This is a genomic window from Neptunomonas phycophila (assembly GCF_001922575.1).
Lineage (GTDB): Bacteria > Pseudomonadota > Gammaproteobacteria > Pseudomonadales > Balneatricaceae > Neptunomonas > Neptunomonas phycophila.
In genome coordinates this window covers 1,768,434-1,788,847 of the sequence record NZ_MRCI01000001.1, presented here as the reverse complement: position 1 = coordinate 1,788,847, position 20,414 = coordinate 1,768,434, and the positions used below count along the sequence as shown (strand labels likewise).

Annotated in this window: 17 protein-coding genes; 15 read left to right on the top strand and 2 right to left on the bottom strand. The window is 45.5% G+C overall.

Annotation, left to right across the window (positions count from 1 at the left end):
• Nucleotides 1-20 precede the first annotated feature (20 nt).
• From BS617_RS08130 to BS617_RS08085, 10 genes are all read left to right on the top strand, one after another.
• Nucleotides 21-647 (top strand): phosphoribosylanthranilate isomerase, encoded by a 627-nt coding sequence (locus BS617_RS08130; protein WP_075172340.1) that lies wholly within the window; start codon nucleotides 21-23, stop codon nucleotides 645-647.
• The gene (gene trpB / locus BS617_RS08125; RefSeq protein ID WP_075172339.1) at nucleotides 631-1,851 is read left to right on the top strand and encodes a tryptophan synthase subunit beta; all 1,221 of its coding nucleotides are present in this window, start codon (nucleotides 631-633) and stop codon (nucleotides 1,849-1,851) included. Before BS617_RS08130 ends, trpB begins: the two co-directional genes overlap by 17 nt.
• Nucleotides 1,852-1,860: 9 nt before the next feature.
• The gene (gene trpA, locus BS617_RS08120) at nucleotides 1,861-2,664 is read left to right on the top strand and encodes a tryptophan synthase subunit alpha (protein ID WP_075172338.1); all 804 of its coding nucleotides are present in this window, start codon (nucleotides 1,861-1,863) and stop codon (nucleotides 2,662-2,664) included.
• Nucleotides 2,665-2,698: 34 nt separating this feature from the next.
• On the top strand, nucleotides 2,699-3,631 hold the full coding sequence (accD, locus tag BS617_RS08115; protein WP_075172337.1) for an acetyl-CoA carboxylase, carboxyltransferase subunit beta: 933 nt from the start codon (nucleotides 2,699-2,701) through the stop codon (nucleotides 3,629-3,631).
• 61 nt (nucleotides 3,632-3,692) lie between these two features.
• Nucleotides 3,693-4,973: a bifunctional tetrahydrofolate synthase/dihydrofolate synthase gene (gene folC, locus BS617_RS08110; protein WP_075172336.1), complete on the top strand. Its 1,281-nt coding sequence runs from the start codon at nucleotides 3,693-3,695 to the stop codon at nucleotides 4,971-4,973.
• A complete protein-coding gene (locus tag BS617_RS08105; protein ID WP_075172335.1) occupies nucleotides 4,974-5,552 on the top strand; it encodes an SPOR domain-containing protein in 579 nt (192 codons plus the stop codon).
• Nucleotides 5,553-5,614: 62 nt separating this feature from the next.
• Nucleotides 5,615-6,109, top strand: coding sequence for a CvpA family protein (locus BS617_RS08100; protein ID WP_075172334.1), 495 nt, complete (start codon nucleotides 5,615-5,617; stop codon nucleotides 6,107-6,109).
• A 63-nt stretch (nucleotides 6,110-6,172) separates the two neighbouring features.
• The gene (purF, locus tag BS617_RS08095; RefSeq protein ID WP_075172333.1) at nucleotides 6,173-7,696 is read left to right on the top strand and encodes an amidophosphoribosyltransferase; all 1,524 of its coding nucleotides are present in this window, start codon (nucleotides 6,173-6,175) and stop codon (nucleotides 7,694-7,696) included.
• Between the two features lie 13 nt (nucleotides 7,697-7,709).
• Nucleotides 7,710-8,927, top strand: a complete 1,218-nt coding sequence (locus BS617_RS08090; protein WP_075172332.1) for an O-succinylhomoserine sulfhydrylase — start codon at nucleotides 7,710-7,712, stop codon at nucleotides 8,925-8,927.
• A gap of 146 nt (nucleotides 8,928-9,073) precedes the next feature.
• On the top strand, nucleotides 9,074-10,042 hold the full coding sequence (locus tag BS617_RS08085) for a tRNA dihydrouridine synthase (protein ID WP_075172331.1): 969 nt from the start codon (nucleotides 9,074-9,076) through the stop codon (nucleotides 10,040-10,042).
• 9 nt (nucleotides 10,043-10,051) lie between these two features.
• Here the strand turns inward: BS617_RS08085 and BS617_RS08080 are convergent, their stop codons facing one another.
• Complete coding sequence (locus BS617_RS08080) at nucleotides 10,052-12,007, bottom strand: sensor domain-containing diguanylate cyclase (RefSeq protein WP_075172330.1); 1,956 nt, start codon at nucleotides 12,005-12,007, stop codon at nucleotides 10,052-10,054.
• Nucleotides 12,008-12,149: 142 nt separating this feature from the next.
• A complete protein-coding gene (pabB, locus tag BS617_RS08075; RefSeq protein WP_075172329.1) occupies nucleotides 12,150-13,610 on the bottom strand; it encodes an aminodeoxychorismate synthase component I in 1,461 nt (486 codons plus the stop codon).
• A gap of 246 nt (nucleotides 13,611-13,856) precedes the next feature.
• Here pabB and BS617_RS08070 point away from each other — a divergent pair, with 246 nt between their 5' ends.
• From BS617_RS08070 to acnD, 5 genes are all read left to right on the top strand, one after another.
• Entirely contained in the window at nucleotides 13,857-14,720 is an 864-nt protein-coding gene (locus BS617_RS08070; protein ID WP_139303143.1) for an alpha/beta fold hydrolase, read from the top strand.
• 126 nt (nucleotides 14,721-14,846) lie between these two features.
• Entirely contained in the window at nucleotides 14,847-15,560 is a 714-nt protein-coding gene (locus tag BS617_RS08065) for a GntR family transcriptional regulator (RefSeq protein ID WP_075172328.1), read from the top strand.
• Nucleotides 15,553-16,443, top strand: coding sequence for a methylisocitrate lyase (gene prpB / locus BS617_RS08060; RefSeq protein ID WP_075172327.1), 891 nt, complete (start codon nucleotides 15,553-15,555; stop codon nucleotides 16,441-16,443). The genes BS617_RS08065 and prpB overlap by 8 nt, the downstream gene beginning before the upstream one ends.
• A gap of 80 nt (nucleotides 16,444-16,523) precedes the next feature.
• Nucleotides 16,524-17,654: a bifunctional 2-methylcitrate synthase/citrate synthase gene (gene prpC / locus BS617_RS08055; RefSeq protein WP_075172326.1), complete on the top strand. Its 1,131-nt coding sequence runs from the start codon at nucleotides 16,524-16,526 to the stop codon at nucleotides 17,652-17,654.
• A 132-nt stretch (nucleotides 17,655-17,786) separates the two neighbouring features.
• Complete coding sequence (acnD, locus tag BS617_RS08050) at nucleotides 17,787-20,378, top strand: Fe/S-dependent 2-methylisocitrate dehydratase AcnD (protein ID WP_075172325.1); 2,592 nt, start codon at nucleotides 17,787-17,789, stop codon at nucleotides 20,376-20,378.
• The last annotated feature ends 36 nt before the right edge of the window (nucleotides 20,379-20,414 follow it).

The window sequence follows — 20,414 nt, the reverse complement described above, 5'->3', positions numbered from 1 at the left end:
TTTGATGTGATGATTGTTTCATGAATGTTCGTGTAAAAATTTGTGGTATAACGCGTTTAGAGGATGCCCTTCATGCCATTGCAGCGGGGGCTGATGCCCTAGGCTTTGTTTTTTACGAACCAAGCCCGCGGTATATAACACCACAAGCTGCAGCCTGTATCATCAAACAGCTCCCTCCTTTTGTGGCGACAACTGCATTATTTGTTAATGCTGAACCTGCGCTGGTCAATACTGTCATTGATGAATGTAAAATTGATTTGCTGCAGTTTCATGGTGACGAAAAGGCTGCTTTTTGTGAGCAGTTTTCCCGACCTTACATCAAGGCGCTGAGAATGAAGCCTGGTGTTGAAGTAGATAAGGTTGCTAAGCAGTATGCGACAGCCAGAGGGCTTTTACTGGATGCCTACAAAGCTGGGGTGCCCGGCGGTACTGGGGAGTCTTTTAATTGGGATATGATTCCCTGCTCGATGCGGTCCTCTATTATTTTAGCGGGTGGTTTAGATGATAAAAATATCCGTGAAGCAATAACATACGTAAAGCCTTATGCCGTTGATGTCAGTGGTGGTGTAGAGGCCAGTAAGGGAATTAAATCTCCCGATAAATTACAACGATTTTTTGATGAGGTAGCTTGTGCTAACAACGAATGATCTAGCTGCGCTAAAGCAGTTGCCTGACGAAAGAGGGCATTTTGGGCCGTACGGTGGTCGTTTTGTATCAGAGACGTTAATGGGCGCTTTGCAAGAGTTAGAAGCTTTATATGCAAAACTGTCTGCAGACCCTGCGTTTCAGGCGGAGTTTGATCGAGATTTGGCGCATTATGTCGGTCGTCCCTCACCCTTGTACTTTGCTGAGCGGTTAACGCGTGAAGTGGGTGGCGCAAAGATCTATTTAAAACGCGAAGATTTAAATCACACGGGCGCTCACAAAGTAAACAATACAATAGGCCAAGCATTGCTGGCTAAGCATATGGGCAAGCCGCGGATTATCGCTGAAACGGGCGCAGGTCAGCACGGCGTAGCATCAGCGACAGTCGCTGCTCGCTTGGGCTTAGAGTGTAAGGTTTACATGGGTATAGATGATGTTCGTCGTCAAACACTCAATGTCTATCGTATGAAGCTGCTAGGCGCTGAAGTTGTTGCAGTCGAATCAGGTACAAAGACATTAAAAGACGCGATGAATGAAGCAATGCGAGATTGGGTTACTAATGTCGATAATACATTTTATATCATCGGTACGGCTGCAGGCCCACACCCTTATCCAAAACTTGTTCGTGATTTCCAAAGTGTAATAGGCCGCGAGGCTCGTGAGCAATGCCTTAAGCAAGAAGGTCGCTTACCTGACGTGCTGATTGCTTGTGTAGGCGGCGGGTCCAACGCTATTGGTTTGTTCCATCCCTTCATAGAAGATGCTGATGTGCGAATGATAGGCGTAGAGGCAGGCGGTCATGGTGTTGAAACCGGTGAGCATGCAGCACCTTTATGTGCGGGTCGTCCAGGAGTCTTACACGGGAATCGTACTTACCTGATGGAAGATGATGCAGGGCAGATCTTAGGAACGCATTCCGTATCTGCCGGCTTGGATTATCCTGGTGTAGGGCCTGAGCATGCTTGGTTAAAAGACTCAGGGCGTGCCGAATACGCTTCGGTTACTGACGATGAGGCATTAGCGGCTTTCCGTATGCTCACGCAAGTAGAAGGTATTATGCCAGCACTTGAATCTAGCCATGCCATTGCGCATGCGGTAAAAGTTGCCAAAGACATGGATAAAGACCAAATTATTGTGGTCAACCTGTCGGGGCGCGGAGATAAAGACATCCATACTGTTGCTGGTATAGACGGCATTGAAATTTAGGAGAGTAGCGTGAGTCGTATTAATTCATATTTCAGCCGGTTAAAAGCTGAAGGTAAAAAAGCGCTAATCCCTTACGTGACAGCGGGAGACCCTAATCCATCGGTAACAGTCCCGTTGTTGCATGCTATGGTTGATGCGGGTGCGGATATTATTGAGTTGGGTGTTCCTTTCTCTGACCCTATGGCAGACGGTCCTGTTATTCAGTTGGCTTGCGAGCGTGCTCTGAGTCACAATGTTCGTTTGCTCGATGTGCTAGGTATGGTTAAAGCCTTCCGTGCTGAAAATACAACAACACCTATCGTGTTGATGGGGTATTTGAACCCTATTGAAGTGTTGGGGTATGAGCGGTTTGCTCAATTAGCTAAGGAAGCAGGTGTAGACGGTGTTTTAACCGTTGATTTGCCACCTGAAGAGTCAGTTGAGTTTGCCGGCGTGATGAAGGCAAATGCATTAGATGTTATCTACTTGTTAGCTCCAACCACACAAGAAGATCGTATTGAAAGTGTATGTGAATACGGATCAGGTTACGTTTACTATGTTTCGGTGAAAGGTGTCACTGGCTCTAGTGCGCTTGACGTGGATGAAGTAAAAGGCAAGCTTGATATAGTTCGCCGCCATACGGATATGCCTGTTGGCGTAGGTTTCGGTATTAGAGATGGTAAAACAGCGGCAGCCGTGGCCACAATTGCTGATGGTGTTATCGTCGGTAGTGTTCTGGTCAATGCTATTGCAGAGAATGCTGATAATCCGGAACAGATTTCTGCAAAAGTAACTGGTATCATTGCCGACATGCGCCACGCGATGGACGCTTGATTTATATAATTTTACGCATTGGATTTAGATAAGAATGAGTAACTGGCTAGACAAAATTGTTCCTTCACTTGTCCGTTCTGAGAACAAGCGCACTAGTGTTCCAGAAGGGCTTTGGAAAAAGTGTCCTAAATGTGAAGCAGTGTTGTACCTTCCGGAGCTAGAAAAAAACTTAAGCGTTTGTACCAAGTGCGAGCATCATATGCGCTTAGGCGCGCGAGCACGCTTAAAAACTTTCTTTGATGCTAACTCTTTCACTGAAATCGCGAGTGAAGTAGAACCTGTTGATCGTCTCAAGTTTCGTGATTCTAAAAAGTATAAAGACCGCTTAAGTGCAGCCCAAAAAGCAACGGGTGAAAAAGATGCGCTAGTGGCTATGGAAGGTACGCTTAACGAAATGCCTATAGCGGCCGTAGCGTTTGATTTCCAGTTTATGGGCGGCTCCATGGGTGCTGTCGTGGGCGAGCGGTTTGTACGTGCGGTCAATGTTGCACTTGAAAAACAAATGCCGCTTGTTTGTTTTTCGGCATCGGGTGGTGCTCGTATGCAAGAGGCATTAACGTCATTAATGCAAATGGCAAAAACCAGCGCGGCATTGGAAAAAATGCGTTTAGCTGGATTGCCTTACATCTCTGTACTAACAGACCCTGTCTATGGCGGTGTTTCTGCCAGTTTGGCTATGCTAGGGGATTTGAATGTTGCTGAACCGAAAGCCTTAATCGGTTTTGCTGGTCCGCGAGTAATTGAGCAAACAGTTCGAGAAAAGCTGCCAGAAGGTTTTCAGCGTTCTGAGTTCCTACTAGAGCATGGTCAAGTTGATATGATTATCTCGCGTTTAGAGTTGCGAGATCGCTTGTTTAATGTGCTTTCTATGTTTATGGGGCGTTTTGAAACGTCTGAAGAAGTAATTGAGCCGCAGGAAGTAGAAGAAGCAGACAATGAAACGGTTGTAGCTGAACAGCAGCCTTAATTTATTGTTCCAGTGCGTAGGCCGGTTTACCGGCCTTTCTTTTTGGATGTGTATCAAGTAAATGAATAGATCTGAATTTACTTTGGCTCAATGGCTTTCTTGGATGGAAGCTAGTCACCCTGTTGCTATCGATATGGGTTTAGACCGCTGCCGCCAAGTGTATGATAGCTTGAACCTCTCATTTGAGGGCGTGACCGTTTTTACAGTAGCGGGCACTAATGGTAAAGGCTCTTCGGTCGCTATGCTTGATGCAATCTTGCAGGCAGCCGGTTATGCAACGGCTTGTTATACCTCACCTCATTTAAGCCGATATAACGAGCGCATACGTTTTAATAGCCTATTATCAACAGATGACCAGTTAGTGTCAGCATTCAACGCAGTCGATCAAGCGCGCGGGAATATCTCGCTAACTTATTTTGAAATGGGCACGTTGGCGGCCTTGTGGTTAATAGCTCAGCGCAAGCCGGATGTTGCACTATTGGAAGTAGGGCTAGGCGGGCGGTTAGACGTTGTTAATTTGGTTGATGCAGACGTCGCCGTTATTACAACAATCGATATAGACCATGTTGATTGGTTGGGTGATAATCGAGAAAGTATCGGTCGAGAAAAAGCAGGGATCTTTCGTGAGTCAACCCCTGCTGTTTGTGGCGATCCAGTTCCACCTAATAGTATCTCCGATTATGCGCGATTAATTAGTACTCCTCTATTTCAAGTTGGGCAAGACTTTAATTTTACGCACGAAAGCAATTCATGGGATTGGAGCGGCGCCGATAGCAAAAAACAACCGCTTACTTATACGAATTTACCTATTCCTTCTTTGCCGCTACAAAATGCGGCAACCGTGCTTCAAGCGATAGCATTATCAGGTTTAGATGTAACTGAGAGTGACATTTCGCGTGGGTTGACGGTCGCTAAAGTGGCAGGGCGCATGGATCGCTTTGCGCATAATGGGCAGCAGTATTTATTAGATGTCGCGCATAACCCGCAATCTGCTCAATACTTGGGCGAACAGCTCGCCAAGTTGAAAACGCCGATTACGTTAGTGTTGGGAATGTTGAGCGATAAGGACTGCACCGCGGTGATTGAAGCTCTAGCCCCAATCGTTAATGAGTGGCATTTTGTAGGTTTGAGCGTTAATCGAGGCCAGACTGCAGATCAATTAAAAGCCTGTTGGGAAAAAGCGAATAAGCCTCAGGCAAGCGATGTTCCTGTGTGTCATCATGATGTATCAACTGCATTGGCTTATTTGGAACAGCGTGCAGAAACTAAGCTTATCGTTGTGGCTGGATCGTTTTACACAGTGGGTGAAGCTTATGCAGCCTTAGGAAGGGATGTGATTTAGATGGATATAGACCGAAAGAAAAGAATTGTTGGTCTGCTTGTTGTCGGGTTGGCAGCGATTGCTATTTTGCCTTGGTTGCTAACCGGAGAGGGTTACAAAGAGCGTCATTTATCTTCTCGTATCCCTGTTGCGCCTCAAATGCCGGAAATGGTTGATATTGAACCTCAATCTAAACCTTTGCCGGATACAATGGAGGTGGCTCCTGTTAAGGAAATTAAGCCTCCGGTAGTCGTTCAAGTTGATGCTCAAGCGGCGTCCGCTGACAGCGATGAAACCGTGGCAGAAGAAGCGAAAAAGCCTGTTGTTGGCACCAATGAGCCAGCACCGCAACTTGATGAGCAAAATGTACCTGTTGCGTGGACATTGCAACTAGCCAGCTTTAAAGATGAGGCAAACGCTAGAGCTTTACGAAAGCAGTTGGTTGGTGCAGGGCATAAGGTATATACCCGTCGTCAGGCTGAGCTGTATAAGGTGTATGTGGGGCCTGATTTAAAACGTGATCGTTTAGAGGCTCTAAAAGAAACCTTAAAAAATGACTTTGCTTTAGACGGCATCATTATTCGTTTCACGACTCAGTGATTGGGTTACGCTGAGGTGTCTGGTAGAATGCGCGCAAAATTAATTGGGTATCTATGGAATCAATGAACTGGGCTGATTGGACAATCATCGGTATTGTTGTTATTTCAGGGCTTTTCAGCCTGCGTCGTGGCTTCATGAAAGAGGCTTTGTCGCTTGCCACATGGGTTGCCGCTTTTATAGTCGCTCGTCTTTTTGGTGAAGTATTAGCAAGCGTATTGGTCGACTACATCCAAACACCTTCTTTTAGAATAGTGACGTCTTTCGCCATTTTATTTGTGCTTACCTTAATTGTTGGCGCGTTACTGAGTAATTTGGTTGAAATGCTTGTTCATGCAACAGGTTTAAGTAGCACAGACCGAATCTTGGGTATGGGGTTTGGTATTGTGCGTGGTGGATTAATTGTTGTGGTGATAGTGGCGCTGCTTGCTAACACCCCAGCTGTACAGGACATTTGGTGGAATCAATCCCAATTGATTCCGCATTTTGTGTTAATGGAAAATTGGACCAAAGAGATCGCCACAGAAGTAGGGCAGGTCATTTGGAACGCAGGACGTTAATTAAATTTTGTGGCCTGCTTATCAGGTCTGACGCTTATTTTATTTCCTCTTGAGGTAGTTTGCATGTGCGGTATTGTCGGCATTGTAGCCAAGTCTTTTGTTAACCAGACTATTTTTGATGCACTCACAGTGCTTCAACACCGCGGTCAGGATGCAGCCGGTATGGTGACCTGTGAAGGTAATCGTTTTTACATGCGTAAAGACAATGGACTTGTGAACGAAGTGTTTCGCACACGTCACATGAAACGTTTAATGGGCAACATGGGTATTGGCCATGTTCGTTATCCTACAGCGGGCAGCTCGAGTGCGGCTGAAGCTCAACCGTTTTATGTGAACTCCCCTTATGGTATTGCTTTATGCCATAACGGTAACCTCACCAACGCTGATGAGTTGGCTGATCAAATGTTCCGTGCAGATCTTCGTCATATTAATACTACTTCGGATTCTGAAGTTTTATTAAATGTATTTGCTCATGAACTTCAGCAGCAAGGTAAGCTTGTGCCTGATGCTGATGATATTTTTGCTGCAGTTGCCAATGTACATAAGCGAGTAAAAGGTGGTTATGCGGTTGTCGCTGTGATCACAGGCTATGGTATTTTAGCTTTTCGCGACCCTAACGGTATTCGTCCCCTAGTATACGGAACTCGCTCTATTGAGGGAGGCGAAGAGACGATGGTTGCCTCTGAGAGCGTTGCTTTAGATATTTCTGGGTTTACTCGCGTGCGTGATATCGAGCCTGGTGAAGCAATTTTTATTGATATGCAAGGCAATATTCATACACGTCAATGCGCAGAGAAAACGTCACTGACTCCATGTTTATTTGAGTTTGTATATTTGGCTCGTCCGGACTCTATTATCGATGACGTTAATGTTCACCAAGCGCGTATGCGTATGGGTGTAAAGCTTGCTGAAAAAGTGCAACGGGAGCGCCCAGAACACGATATTGATGTCATCATTCCTATCCCCGATACCAGCCGTACGTCGGCGCTGGAAATGGCAAAGCACCTTAACGTGACTTTCCGGGAAGGTTTCATTAAAAACCGTTACATCGGCCGTACCTTTATTATGCCGGGACAAACTCAGCGCAAGCGTTCAGTGCGTCGTAAACTTAACCCTATTGAATCTGAGTTCAAGGGTAAGGTAGTTATGCTGGTAGATGATTCTATCGTACGCGGTACTACCTCAAAGCAAATTGTACAGATGGCCAGAGACATGGGTGCGCGCAAAGTATACTTTGCTTCTGCAGCACCTCCAGTGCGTTTCCCTAACGTTTATGGCATCGATATGCCTTCGCCTACCGAGTTTATAGCTCACAACCGAACTGAAGACGAAATTGGTGAAGCTATCGGTGCTGATTGGATGCTCTATCAAGATCTGTCAGACCTGCAGGCGTCTGTTTCGGAAGAGCACTCAGGTATTACACATTTTGATAGCTCAGTATTTGATGGGCATTATGTGACGGGCGATATTGATGAGCGTTATCTAGTACGTCTAGATCAAAAACGTAATGACCTTGCGAAGGTTGATGAGGAGACGTCTGAACACGCCGATGAGGCGTCAGCCGATCTTCATACAAAGATTCAGTAGGAACACATAGGTTATGGCAAAGTCTGGTTTTGAAAGAGAAGAACGTATTCAATTTGACCTTCCCGAGGCTGAGTTTTCAACGTTGGCGGTACGATCGGGCCAAAACCGTACTATGGAAGGTGAGCACTCTGATGCGATTTTTCCTACCTCCAGCTTTGTCTATTCAAGCGCTCGTGAAGCTGCTGCGCGTTTCGGTGGGGAAGAAGAAGGGAATATTTATTCCCGTTTCACTAATCCAACGGTAGCCGCATTTGAGCGACGTTTGGCTGCGTTGGAAGGTGCTGAGCGTGGTGTCGCTACCTCTTCAGGAATGTCGGCCATCTTAAGTGTTGGCTTATCTCTGTTGCAGCAAGGTGACCATATCGTATGTTCACGCAGTGTATTCGGTTCAGTTATCTCATTATTTGATAAGTACTTAAGCCGAGCAGGGATTACGACGACTTACGTTGATCCAAAATCGTTAGATGCTTGGCGTGAAGCTATACAGCCCAATACTAAACTGTTTTTTCTTGAATCCCCATCTAATCCGTTAGCTGAGATTTGCGACATTCAAGCGATTGCTGATATTGCCCATGGCGTAGATGCTCTGTTAGTTGTTGATAACTGTTTTCTCACGCCTGCACTTCAGCAGCCGTTGAAGTTAGGGGCTGATATTATTGTGCACTCAGCGACTAAATACCTTGATGGTCAGGGGCGTTGTATCGGTGGTGTAGTGCTTGGCTCGCACCAGCTAATGGAAGCAATCTACGGTTTTATTCGTACAGGTGGTGCGTGTATGAGTCCGTTTAACGCTTGGGTTTTTCAAAAAGGTTTGGAAACGCTCAAGTTGCGTATGGATGCTCATAGTCGGGCTGCTCTTGATATTGCGCGTTGGTTGCAAGCTCGGCCTGAGGTTGAAAACGTATTTTATTCCGGCCTTGAGGGGCATCCACAACATCTGTTGGCTAAAAAACAGCAGAAAGCTTTTGGCGGCGTTTTATCTTTTGAGGTGAAAGGGGATAAAGAAGCGGCTTGGCGCTTTATTGACTCAACCAGAATGATGTCCATTACGGGTAATCTAGGTGATGTAAAATCGACAATCACCCATCCTGCCACAACAACGCATGGACGAATGACACCAGAAGCGCGTGCTGAGGCTGGGGTAAACGATAACTTGATTCGTCTTTCAGTTGGTTTAGAAGATTTAGACGATATACGTCGTGATTTAGAGTTAGGTTTAGCTGCAGTTTGATCCTATAGCGCTCAAGTTAGCGAGAATATAGCTAGCTTGAGCCACGTTAAGTCTCGCTGGAAATATCTGAGCTCGAACATAAGCGCGGCTGTTCTCGTTCTACCGTTCATCTTTCTTTTTTCTACCTTATCAAATAGTGAAATAGCATGCGTACCCTCAACACCGGTCGAATTATCCTTGCGCCTATGGAAGGTGTTGTCGACGCTTCTGTACGGCATTTGATTACTCAGTTTGGTGGGGTAGATCAATGTGTGACTGAGTTTATACGTATTACGGATCAGGTCTTACCTAGGCATGTCTTTACACGTTTTGCACCCGAACTACTCACCTCTGCAAGAACGTCTCACGGTGTTCCGGTTGCAGTGCAATTACTAGGCAGTAACCCCGAGACACTGGCGGGTAATGCAGCCAAAGCGGCTGCATTAGGTTCCCCATCGGTTGACCTTAATTTTGGTTGTCCCTCTAAAACGGTTAACAAGCATCGAGGTGGTGCGGTACTGCTGGATGAACCTCAAGTCATACATGACATTATCTCAGCGGTTAGAGCCGCGGTCCCCAAAGCGACGCCTGTTACCGCGAAGATGCGGCTGGGAAATAAAGACAAGTCACTTGCGTTAGAGAATGCGTTAGCTATTCAAGAGGCTGGAGCGTCAGAAGTCGTTATTCATGCACGAACCAAAGTAGAAGGCTATAAGCCACCTGCGCATTGGGAATGGATAGCACGTCTTAAAGGGCATTTGACTATTTCAGTGGTGGCAAACGGCGAAATTTGGACGCCTGATGATTACCAACGCTGCCGCGAAATTAGTGGGTGTGCTGATGTAATGATTGGTCGCGGGTTGATCGCACGCCCTGAGCTGGCAATGATGATCAAAGCTATCAATAATGGAAATCAGAGCGAATCTGCACAGTGGCAAACTATCATCAATATGCTGTTGCAGTACTTTACGATGGTAGAGTCGCAAATGATGCCTCGCTATGTGCATGGACGTATCAAGCAATGGCTCAAAATGATGCGCTCGCAGCGAGAAGAGGCTGACGGGCTTTTTGAAGAGATCAAACAAATTAAAGATTTGAATGAGTTACGCCGGCATCTAGAAAGCAAACAAGAATGATGCTTTCTTCTACAGAGTAAACGAGCACTCGCAGCGATTGCGGCCATTATTTTTGGCCCTATAAAGCGCTTTATCCGTCAGAGCGATTAAGCAGTCAGGCGGAATGAATTCACTTGGCCTAACGGTGGCGCAACCAATGCTCACGGTCAGCTTGATTTTGTGGCCATTAAAACTGACATGGCTGTCTGCTACATCCTTGCGAAGAGCCTCAGCGATGATGACTAAATCCTTTTCATGGGTTCCAGGTAGAACAATCGCAAATTCTTCTCCCCCGTACCGAGCAATACTGTCTGTAGCCCTATTAATATGCTTCTTCAATATGCCAGCAATTTTGACTAAGCAAGTATCGCCGGCTAGATGTCCATAAGTGTCATTAATATTCTTAAAATGATCAATATCAATTAGCAACATGGAGAGCGTGCTGTTTGCGCGGGTAGCTGATTTAGACACCATTTCCAAGTTTTGATCGAGGAAGCGGCGGTTGTTTAAATTCGTGAGCGGATCCGTAAGGCTGATCTCTGAGAGTTGTTGATTCGCTGTTTCTAGTTGGTGTGCTAAAAACTCAAGCTCATGGGTTCGGTGAATTACCTTCTGCTCGAGTAATGCGTTTTGTTCATCTTGCGCTTTAAGAAGCGCCTTGTGCGCTGCTAGCTTGGCGGCACGCTCATTACTCACTTGCTTTTCTAGCTGTAGAGCTTTCTCTTGCGCCACAATTCTATGCAGCCGTTCAACATGAAGGTTGCCTGCCAAGGCTAGTGATATGGTCAGTACTGCCGTAACAAAGCCCATCATTTGTCCGTACTCAATAATGGGGCTGTACGGCAAAAAGCCGATAACCATTAATAGGAGTGCAATAGCCGATAGGGTGAGGAATACCCATGCAATACAGAAGTACAAGGCATTACGATATCCTCTAATGAATAAGTAATACCCAGTAAATAGGGCGATTAGACAAGAAAGCGCGGCTACTATTTCGGAGACTTGCTGCGGTATTGAATAACCCATCAGTAAACTTAGGGTCGCCATTGACCAATAAATGATGAGTATTGAGTTGACGCGTTTTAAGTTTCTTTTGAGGTGTAGAAAGTAACGAATAAAAACGTTACAGAATAAAAAGCCCAAATAAACAGATAACTCATAACATATGAGCTTTAGCGGTATGTTATTGAACCATAATAGGTTTTGGCCGTAGCCGGTAACGCATAACTGATAAAAATTTATGCTTAAAATATACATTGAATAGAAAATATATGTTTTGGAACGTAATTTAAGAAATAAAAATAGATTGAAAATCAGCATGGCGCTCAGTGCGCCAAAGCATAACGAGTAGATAATAATTTTTGATTGTAATTGCTGTTGGAAAAGCGTTTCCGCCCAGAAGGTCATTGGGACATACTGGAAATAGCTTGTTTTAACGCGCAGATAAAGCACCGTGGACTCATGTGGCGCTAGCGTAAAATAAAAAGCGGGTGTGGGTGAGCTGGTGCGGTTAGGAATAGGTTGGGTGCTCAGCCCTCTGTGCTGCACAGCGTAAGACAATAAATTGGTGTTATAGCGGTAAAGCTCGGCGGAATATAAATTAGGCCATTGTATTTCTAATACCTGATTTATAGTGGTGGCATTTGTATTCTTTATTGGTATTCGATACCAGATAGCCATATCTCTACGGCCTAGTGATAGGTGCTTGGATTCAATTGTCTTCCACTGGCCTAATGTCGAGTTGAGTAAATCGTTTGTATTAATTGAGCTATTTTCTGTCAGATAAGAAATGTGTTCGGCTTTGACTACAACGGGAGAATAGTTCGAAAGGCTAATATCGCCTTTATTGGTAACTGGGGAGCCTGTATTAGTCGATACCATCAAGTATTGATTGATTGTCAGGAGTGCACAAATAACTAATGTTGTTGCCAATAATGATATGTAGAAGCGCTTTGTTACGGCGGCTTCCTTGAATCGTAAATCCATCTAACAATACCCGTAGCTGAATCATGATCATATATGATTATGTGGGCAAAATAGAACAGTTATTGGCGTTTAATTGATCAATCGGTCAATTATTATTAGCGTTTGTGTCTGCTAGATAATTTTGGAACGGCTGGCGAGCCAGTTAGGCGTCCGTTTCTAGCGCTTTTAGTAGATTATTGATCTTATCGAACGTTTCTTGATATTCTGCACTGGATACTGAATCAGCAACAATTCCACCACCGGCCCACGTATACATAGCGTTATCTTCGGCTAACAACGTACGGATAGTAATACTGGTATCCATACGCCCACTGTTACATATATAGCCGATGCTGCCGCAGTAAATGTGGCGTCGGTGTGATTCTAGTTCGTCAATAATTTCCATCGCTCTAATTTTGGGCGCTCCTGTGATGGAGCCTCCAGGAAAGCAATGTTCAAGTAAATCGATCGGGGTTTGCTGGGGTTGCAGCTGGCCAATTACGGTGCTGACTAGGTGGTGAACATTCTTGTAATGCTCTACATCAAACAGCTTTTGCGCTTTCACACTACCGGCTATACATGTTTTGCTAATATCGTTTCGTAACAAATCAACGATCATTACATTTTCTGCACGGTCTTTTTCAGAGGTGATTAGGTCGTTTATATAGGCATTGTCTATTTCAGGGTTGTTATCCCGAGGTCGTGTGCCTTTGATAGGCTGCGTGGTTACTTTGCCTGTTTCATCGCACATCACAAAGCGCTCAGGTGATAGAGATAAAATCGCGCCTCTGTCGGTATCGTGATAGGCCGAAAAAGGAGTAGGGGCAGCAGCTCGAAGTGTTTTATACCCCTGCCATGGGTCACCTTCGTACTCGGCGCGAAAACGATGAGCAAAATTGACTTGATAACAATCACCCGCGTGGATGTACTCATTTATTTGCTTGAGTCGCTGATGGTATTGATCTTCTTGTGTGTTGCTCGCAAAAGCTTGGGTTATCTTAAAACGAATAGACTTGCTCTTGTCGTTTGAAGAGCAGATGAGGTCTGCGAGCTGTTTTAGGCTGCTTTCAGGAAATTGATCATGCGCGACCAGCGATGCTTTTTGTTTCTCATGGTCAACAATGATGGCCCATTGGTAATAACCTACCTCCATATCAGGGATGTGTAACTCGTTTGCTGCATGTTGGGGTAAGGTTTCTAGTGTGCGGCCTAGATCGTATCCAAAGTAGCCTACAAACCCTGAATAAAAAGGTATTTCTTCATGGGTGCTTTGACGCTGAGCTAGCAATAAATACAGCGATTTAAGCAGGTTAAATGGTTTGGTAGCGCTAAGGCTTGTTTCGCTATAGTGATGTAATAATTGTGCCAGTTCTGGGTGTGTCTGTGTAAAGCGGGTGTTGTGCTCGTTGATAGACCACGCTTCATTAGCCGTCCCTGCTAGTATTTGCGTTGCTCCTTGTGCGTAGCGAACACGAAATGCTGGTTGAGCAACAAGTATATCAAACCGTCCTCGTTCGCTATCTGGCTTTCCGCTGTCCAGTAGCCAAGCTCCGCCAAGCGAGCGGATGCGCTCAAAGTATTCGGTACTCGACGTGCTGTAACTAAGTGGAATTGGGCCGGGCACGGCTAATCCTTATGTTAGGAATAATAGAAGCGCGTATTTTAAGGAAATAGGCGACATCATGCGAGCATGATAAGACAAATCATAGTGCGCCAGTATAATGAGCACCCATAGTGCGTTGTTAGGAGTTGGCAGGAAATTGTCGACACATGAGTTTACGTGCTGAGTTATTACTAGGTTTATAAACTACATTCGTTATTCTGCCGTCATTCGACGGGGCTAAACGATTGACTGAAGAGATTTTGTTCCATGATTGATGACATGCAGTGGCCGGCTTTGACACTAGAAACCAATGGCCAGTCTATTACTTATCGTTTGTATACTAACCCAGATGTTAAAAATGGACGCCGAATTGTGTTATTGCATGGCGCGGGTGTTGCGGGCATGGATACATGGTCATTTATCGCGAAGATGTTAGATCAATGGCAAGAAGTCCTGATTCCAGATCTGCGCGGTATGGGGGATACATGGCCTTCAAGTGGTGAAGAAGAGTCATTTACAGCATCTGATCTCGTTACTGATCTGTCTTCTTTGGTTGACTACTTAGGCTGGTGGAGCTTCGATTTAGGTGGCTATTCTATGGGAGGTATGGTCGCTATGCTATATAAGCAGCAGTATCCGAGCCGCATAGGTAAGCAGTTCTTATTAGAGTCTGCTTTATTAGATCGACCAACATGGGGCGAAACAAAAGCACTACGTAAAAAATACAGCGAGGCGACTCGTCACCTCCGTGCAGCGGATAAAAGTGTTGGGATTTTAGCGTTTATGAATACGATTTCTCCCAATAGGCGCATCTCCAAGCAGGTAGAAGCCTTAACGATGTCACGTTTAGGTCATAGGCCCATTGGGTTTGCTAATGCGTTAGATTGCGTTACAGCGACGATTAATGAGGTAGATAGGCCTGCGCTTATTGCGGCGCAAGGTGATGTGACGAGCTTTATAGGCGGGCTGAGTGTGGATGCCATGCATGACTATCATCAGCATCTGGATGATACTTTGCCAAATTGGCATTACGTTATGGTGCCAGGTACTGATCATTCTTTGCCTTATCAAAAGCCTCGTAATATCGCTAAAACGATGAATAACGAAGCAAAAAGGTTCTACGCCAGCTAATTTGAATGACTCCTAAAACTTAAATTATGTAGACAATCTTAGACTTTAGGTTTGTTGACGGCCTAATTTTGCTGCGCTATCGTACTTCTCTGTAAATATTGTCGACAATCTGTAGAGAGTACGGTTATGACAACCAAATCAAATATCCGTGAATTACCGGTAGAAGTCATCACACTTGCTGATCGTGTATGTGCTGAAATTGTAACGGCTATTGTTAAAGGCGAGATTCCATCAGGCCAAAAAATAAGTGAGCCTGAATTGGCGCGTACCTATGGTATTAGCCGTGGTCCATTACGAGAAGCGATGCGACGCCTTGAAGGATTGCGCCTTATAGAGCGTAAACCAAATGTTGGTGCGCGCGTGGTTCAATTGTCGATAAAAGAGCTAGTCGAAATTTATCATGTCCGCGAAGCTTTAGAGGGCATGGCTTGTCGCATGGCTGCCCTACATATGTCGGATGAAGAGATTGCCGACTTGCGCTCGTTACTCGATGAACATGAGCGCAGTGTGCAGGAGCTTGATGGACGCTCCTATTTTCAAAAAGAAGGTGATCTCGATTTTCATTACCGCATAGTACAAGGTAGTAAAAATGAGAAACTGCTAGAACTGCTTGGCAGCGATCTATATCACCTTGTCCGCATGTACCGATACCAATTTAGTGTATCAAGCTCTCGCCCGAAACGTGCTTTGAAAGAGCATAGACAGATAGTCGATGCGATAGAGGCGCGTGATCCTGAACTGGCTGAACTGTTAATGCGTCGTCATATCAGCGCAGCACGTCAGAATATTGAAAACAAACTCAATTTGTCATCCAACATCAAAGGGGAAATTCATGGCTAATCCAAGCGCTGGTGCTCGATTTCGTCAAGCACTTAATGAAACTCAGCCGCTGCAAATTGTCGGCACGACTAACGCCTATCATGCCATGATGGCTGAGCGAGTTGGCCACCGAGCCATTTATTTGTCTGGCGGTGGTGTAGCCAATGCTTCCTACGGTTTACCTGACCTAGGCATGACGTCAATGAATGACGTGTTAGAAGATGTTAGGCGCATCAGTAGTGCAGTAGAGACACCGCTACTTGTCGATATTGATACGGGCTGGGGTGGTGCCTTTAATATCGGGCGTGCAGTTAAAGAGATGATTAAGGCTGGGGCGGGCGCTATCCACCTTGAAGATCAAGTGGCTCAGAAACGGTGCGGACATCGACCTAATAAGGAGATTGTTTCTAAAGAAGAAATGGTCGATCGCGTTAAAGCAGCAGTGGATGCGAAAACCGATGATGATTTTTTTATCATTGCACGAACTGATGCATTTCAGATGGAAGGTTTAGAAGCCGCCGTCGAGCGTGCTCAAGCGTGTTTGGAAGCAGGAGCCGACGGAATTTTCGCAGAAGCCGTTCATACGTTAGATGATTATAAAGCCTTTGCAGATGGCATAGGCGGTGCCCATTTACTAGCCAATATCACAGAATTTGGCGCGACTCCGTTGTTCAACAAAGAAGAGTTGGCTCTGCATGGAGCAACAATGGTGTTATACCCTTTGTCGGCGTTCCGTGCTGCCAATAAAGCTGCACTTAATGTATTTGAGTCGATCTTGCGTGATGGAGACCAGAAAGCCGTCATTGATACTATGCAAACCCGTATGGAGCTTTATGACTTTTTGAACTACCACGATTTTGAGCAAAAGCTCGATGCGCTCTTTGCTGAAGGCAAAAACAAGTAAGGCATATTAAAAGATAATAAAGATAAAAAATGGCACGAGTACAGCAACAGAACTACTCGATGTCATAAGGAGAAATGACAATGGCAGAAGCAAAAAAATTGACTGGAGCAGGTCTGCGTGGCCAATCAGCAGGGGAGACCGCCCTCTGTACAGTGGGTCAATCAGGTGCAGGTTTAACGTATCGTGGTTATGACATCAAAGCGTTAGCTGATCATGCAGAGTTTGAAGAAGTTGCGTATTTATTATTGTACGGAAAACTTCCTAATCAAGCGGAGCTTAATGCTTATAAAGCGAAGTTGAAGTCTTTGCGTCAATTGCCTTCTGCCTTAAAAACGGTACTAGAAAATATTCCGGCAGATGCTCATCCAATGGATGTTATGCGTACGGGTTGTTCGATGTTAGGTAATCTTGAAACTGAACATGATTTTAGCGAGCAACACGAAAAAATAGACCGTATGTTAGCTGTATTTCCAGGCTTGATTAATTATTGGTACAACTATAGTCACCACGGTAAGCGTATCAATGTTGAAACAGAAGCAGACTCTATTGGTGAACAGTTTTTGTGGACCCTTCATGATAAGAAACCTGAACAATTACATATAGATGTAATGCATGCTTCACTTATTTTATATGCTGAGCACGAGTTCAATGCATCCACTTTCACAGCGCGGGTTTGCGCCTCAACCTTGTCGGATATTCATAGCTGTATCACGGCTGCAATAGGATCTTTACGCGGGCCTTTACATGGGGGTGCCAATGAAGCTGCGATGGATATGATTGAGCAGTGGAGCGATGCTGATGAAGCTGAAGACGCCATTATGGGGATGCTATCCCGAAAAGATAAAATTATGGGGTTTGGTCATGCTATCTACCGTGATAGCGACCCTCGTAACAGTATTATTAAGGCATGGTCTAAAAAGCTATCGGAGCAAGTAGGGGATACCTCGCTTTACGCTGTCTCTGAGCGAGTTGAGTCGGTCATGTGGCGGGAGAAAAAGCTGTTTTGTAATGCAGACTTTTTCCATGCATCGGCCTATCACTTCATGGGCATACCTACTAAGTTGTTTACACCGATTTTTGTTTGCTCTCGTGCTTCCGGCTGGGCGGCACATGTAATGGAGCAACGTGCTAACAACCGGATTATTCGCCCCAGCGCAGATTATACCGGCCCTGATTCTAGTGAGTGGGTTCCCATTGCTGAGCGTTCGTAAGCTCAGTCCATTATACGCGCTTTAAAAATCGTAAAGCGCGGTATACCCACTGTTTGCTTTTATCCCTGACTTTCTGAATATCAAAAGAATGAAGCCGGGTGATAGCTGCATAATCACTTTTAGGATGCTGTTATGAATACTAATTATCGAAAACCACTGCCTGGTACGTCATTAGACTATTTTGACACTCGCGAAGCGGTAGATGCAATTGAGCCCAATGCTTACGCGGCTTTACCTTATACTTCACGCGTTTTGGCCGAACAACTTGTACGTCGTTGTGAGCCAGAACTGCTGACTGACGCCCTCAAACAATTAATTGAACGCAAACAAGATCTGGACTTTCCTTGGTACCCAGCACGCGTCGTGTGCCATGATATTTTAGGCCAAACTGCTCTTGTTGATCTAGCGGGTCTGCGTGACGCGATTGCCGATCAAGGTGGTGATCCTTCAAAAGTTAATCCCGTCGTCCCTACGCAGCTTATTGTAGACCATTCGCTTGCGGTAGAGGCTCCTGGCTTCGATGCAGACGCATTTGAAAAAAACCGTGCTATTGAGGATCGCCGTAACGAGGACCGTTTTCATTTCATTGAATGGACAAAAACAGCCTTTGAAAATGTGGATGTCATACCTGCTGGCAATGGCATTATGCATCAGATCAACCTTGAGAAGATGTCTCCGGTTATCCAATCCCGCGAGGGAGTTGCTTTCCCCGATACCTGTGTTGGAACCGATAGTCACACTCCACATATTGATGCATTGGGAGTGATAGCGATAGGGGTTGGGGGGTTAGAAGCCGAGACAGTCATGCTTGGGCGCCCGTCAATGATGCGCTTACCGGATATTATTGGGGTCGAGCTGGTGGGCAAGCGTCAGCCTGGTATTACGGCAACTGATATAGTACTGGCCATTACCGAATTTTTACGCAACCAAAAAGTCGTTTCTTCCTATTTAGAGTTTTTTGGAGACGGGGCCAAAAATTTAACGATTGGAGATAGAGCGACTATCTCGAATATGACGCCTGAGTTTGGGGCGTCGGCAGGCATGTTTTATATCGACGAGCAAACGATTGATTATCTTAAATTAACGGGTCGCGAGCCTGAGCAGGTTGCTCTTGTCGAAAAATACGCAAAACAAACAGGTCTGTGGGCAGATGATTTAGCTGGCGCACGCTATGAGCGCGTTCTAACCTTCGATTTATCGAGTGTTGGTCGTAACATGGCAGGACCATCGAACCCTCACCGCCGTTTACCTACGTCCGATCTAGAAGCCCGTGGTATTGCGGGGGCTTGGAAAGAAGAGTCGGGTCTAATGCCTGATGGGGCGGTAATTATCGCGGCCATTACTAGTTGTACCAATACCAGTAACCCTCGCAATGTGGTGGCTGCAGGCTTGATTGCCCAAAAAGCGAATGCCTTAGGCCTTGTGCGAAAGCCATGGGTTAAAACGTCTTTTGCTCCTGGATCTAAAGTTGCTCAATTGTACTTGGAAGACTCTGGATTGCTGCCTGAGCTGGAGCAGCTTGGGTTTGGTATTGTTGGCTTTGCTTGCACAACATGTAACGGAATGAGCGGTGCACTGGATCCTAAGATCCAGCAAGAAATTATTGATAGGGACCTGTATGCGACCGCGGTGTTGTCGGGCAACAGGAATTTTGATGGGCGGATTCATCCGTACGCTAAGCAAGCATTTTTGGCTTCTCCACCATTGGTTGTTGCGTATGCGATTGCTGGGACGATCCGTTTTGATATTGAAAAAGATGCGCTAGGAACTGATAAAGATGGTAAGCCTATTACGCTAAAAGATATCTGGCCAACAGATGAAGAAATCGATGCGATAGTAGCCTCAAGCGTTAAACCTGAGCAATTTAATCAAATCTATATTCCAATGTTTGATCTAGGAAAAGCGCAGCGCTCAGAGAGCCCTTTGTATAACTGGCGACCACAAAGTACTTATATACGTCGTCCACCTTATTGGGAAGGAGCGCTAGCAGGCGAGCGAACCATGAAAGGTATGCGTCCATTAGCCGTGTTGGGAGATAACATTACCACTGATCATTTGTCGCCTTCCAATGCCATCATGTTGAACAGTGCCGCTGGGGCGTACCTGCATAAAATGGGCTTGCCAGAAGAAGATTTTAACTCTTATGCAACTCACCGTGGAGACCACCTAACGGCACAACGTGCAACGTTTGCGAACCCCAAGCTTCTCAATGAAATGTGTACTGATGAACAGGGTGAAATTAAACAAGGATCATTGGCACGTATCGAGCCTGAAGGTAAAGAAAGCCGGATGTGGGAGGCTATCGAAACTTATATGGAACGCAAGCAGCCACTGATAATTATTGCGGGTGCGGATTATGGACAAGGTTCCTCACGTGATTGGGCAGCTAAAGGCGTTCGTTTGGCTGGTGTCGAGGTTATCGTGGCCGAAGGGTTTGAGCGTATTCACCGTACCAACTTGGTTGGCATGGGAGTACTTCCTTGTGAGTTTATTGCCGGAGAAACGCGTCATACATATCAAATTGATGGCACCGAAACCTTTGATGTAGAAGGTACGATTAAACCGAGAGCTGAATTAACTTTGATTATCCATCGAAGAAATGGTGAAGAGCTCCGTGTGCCGGTAATTTGCCGTTTAGATACGGCAGAAGAGGTGTCCGTTTACAGTGCTGGCGGCGTTTTGCAGCGCTTTGCACAAGACTTTTTAGAGTCGTCTGCAGCCTAGCCTTCACATTATAAGCAGGTGCTGATCATTAATGAG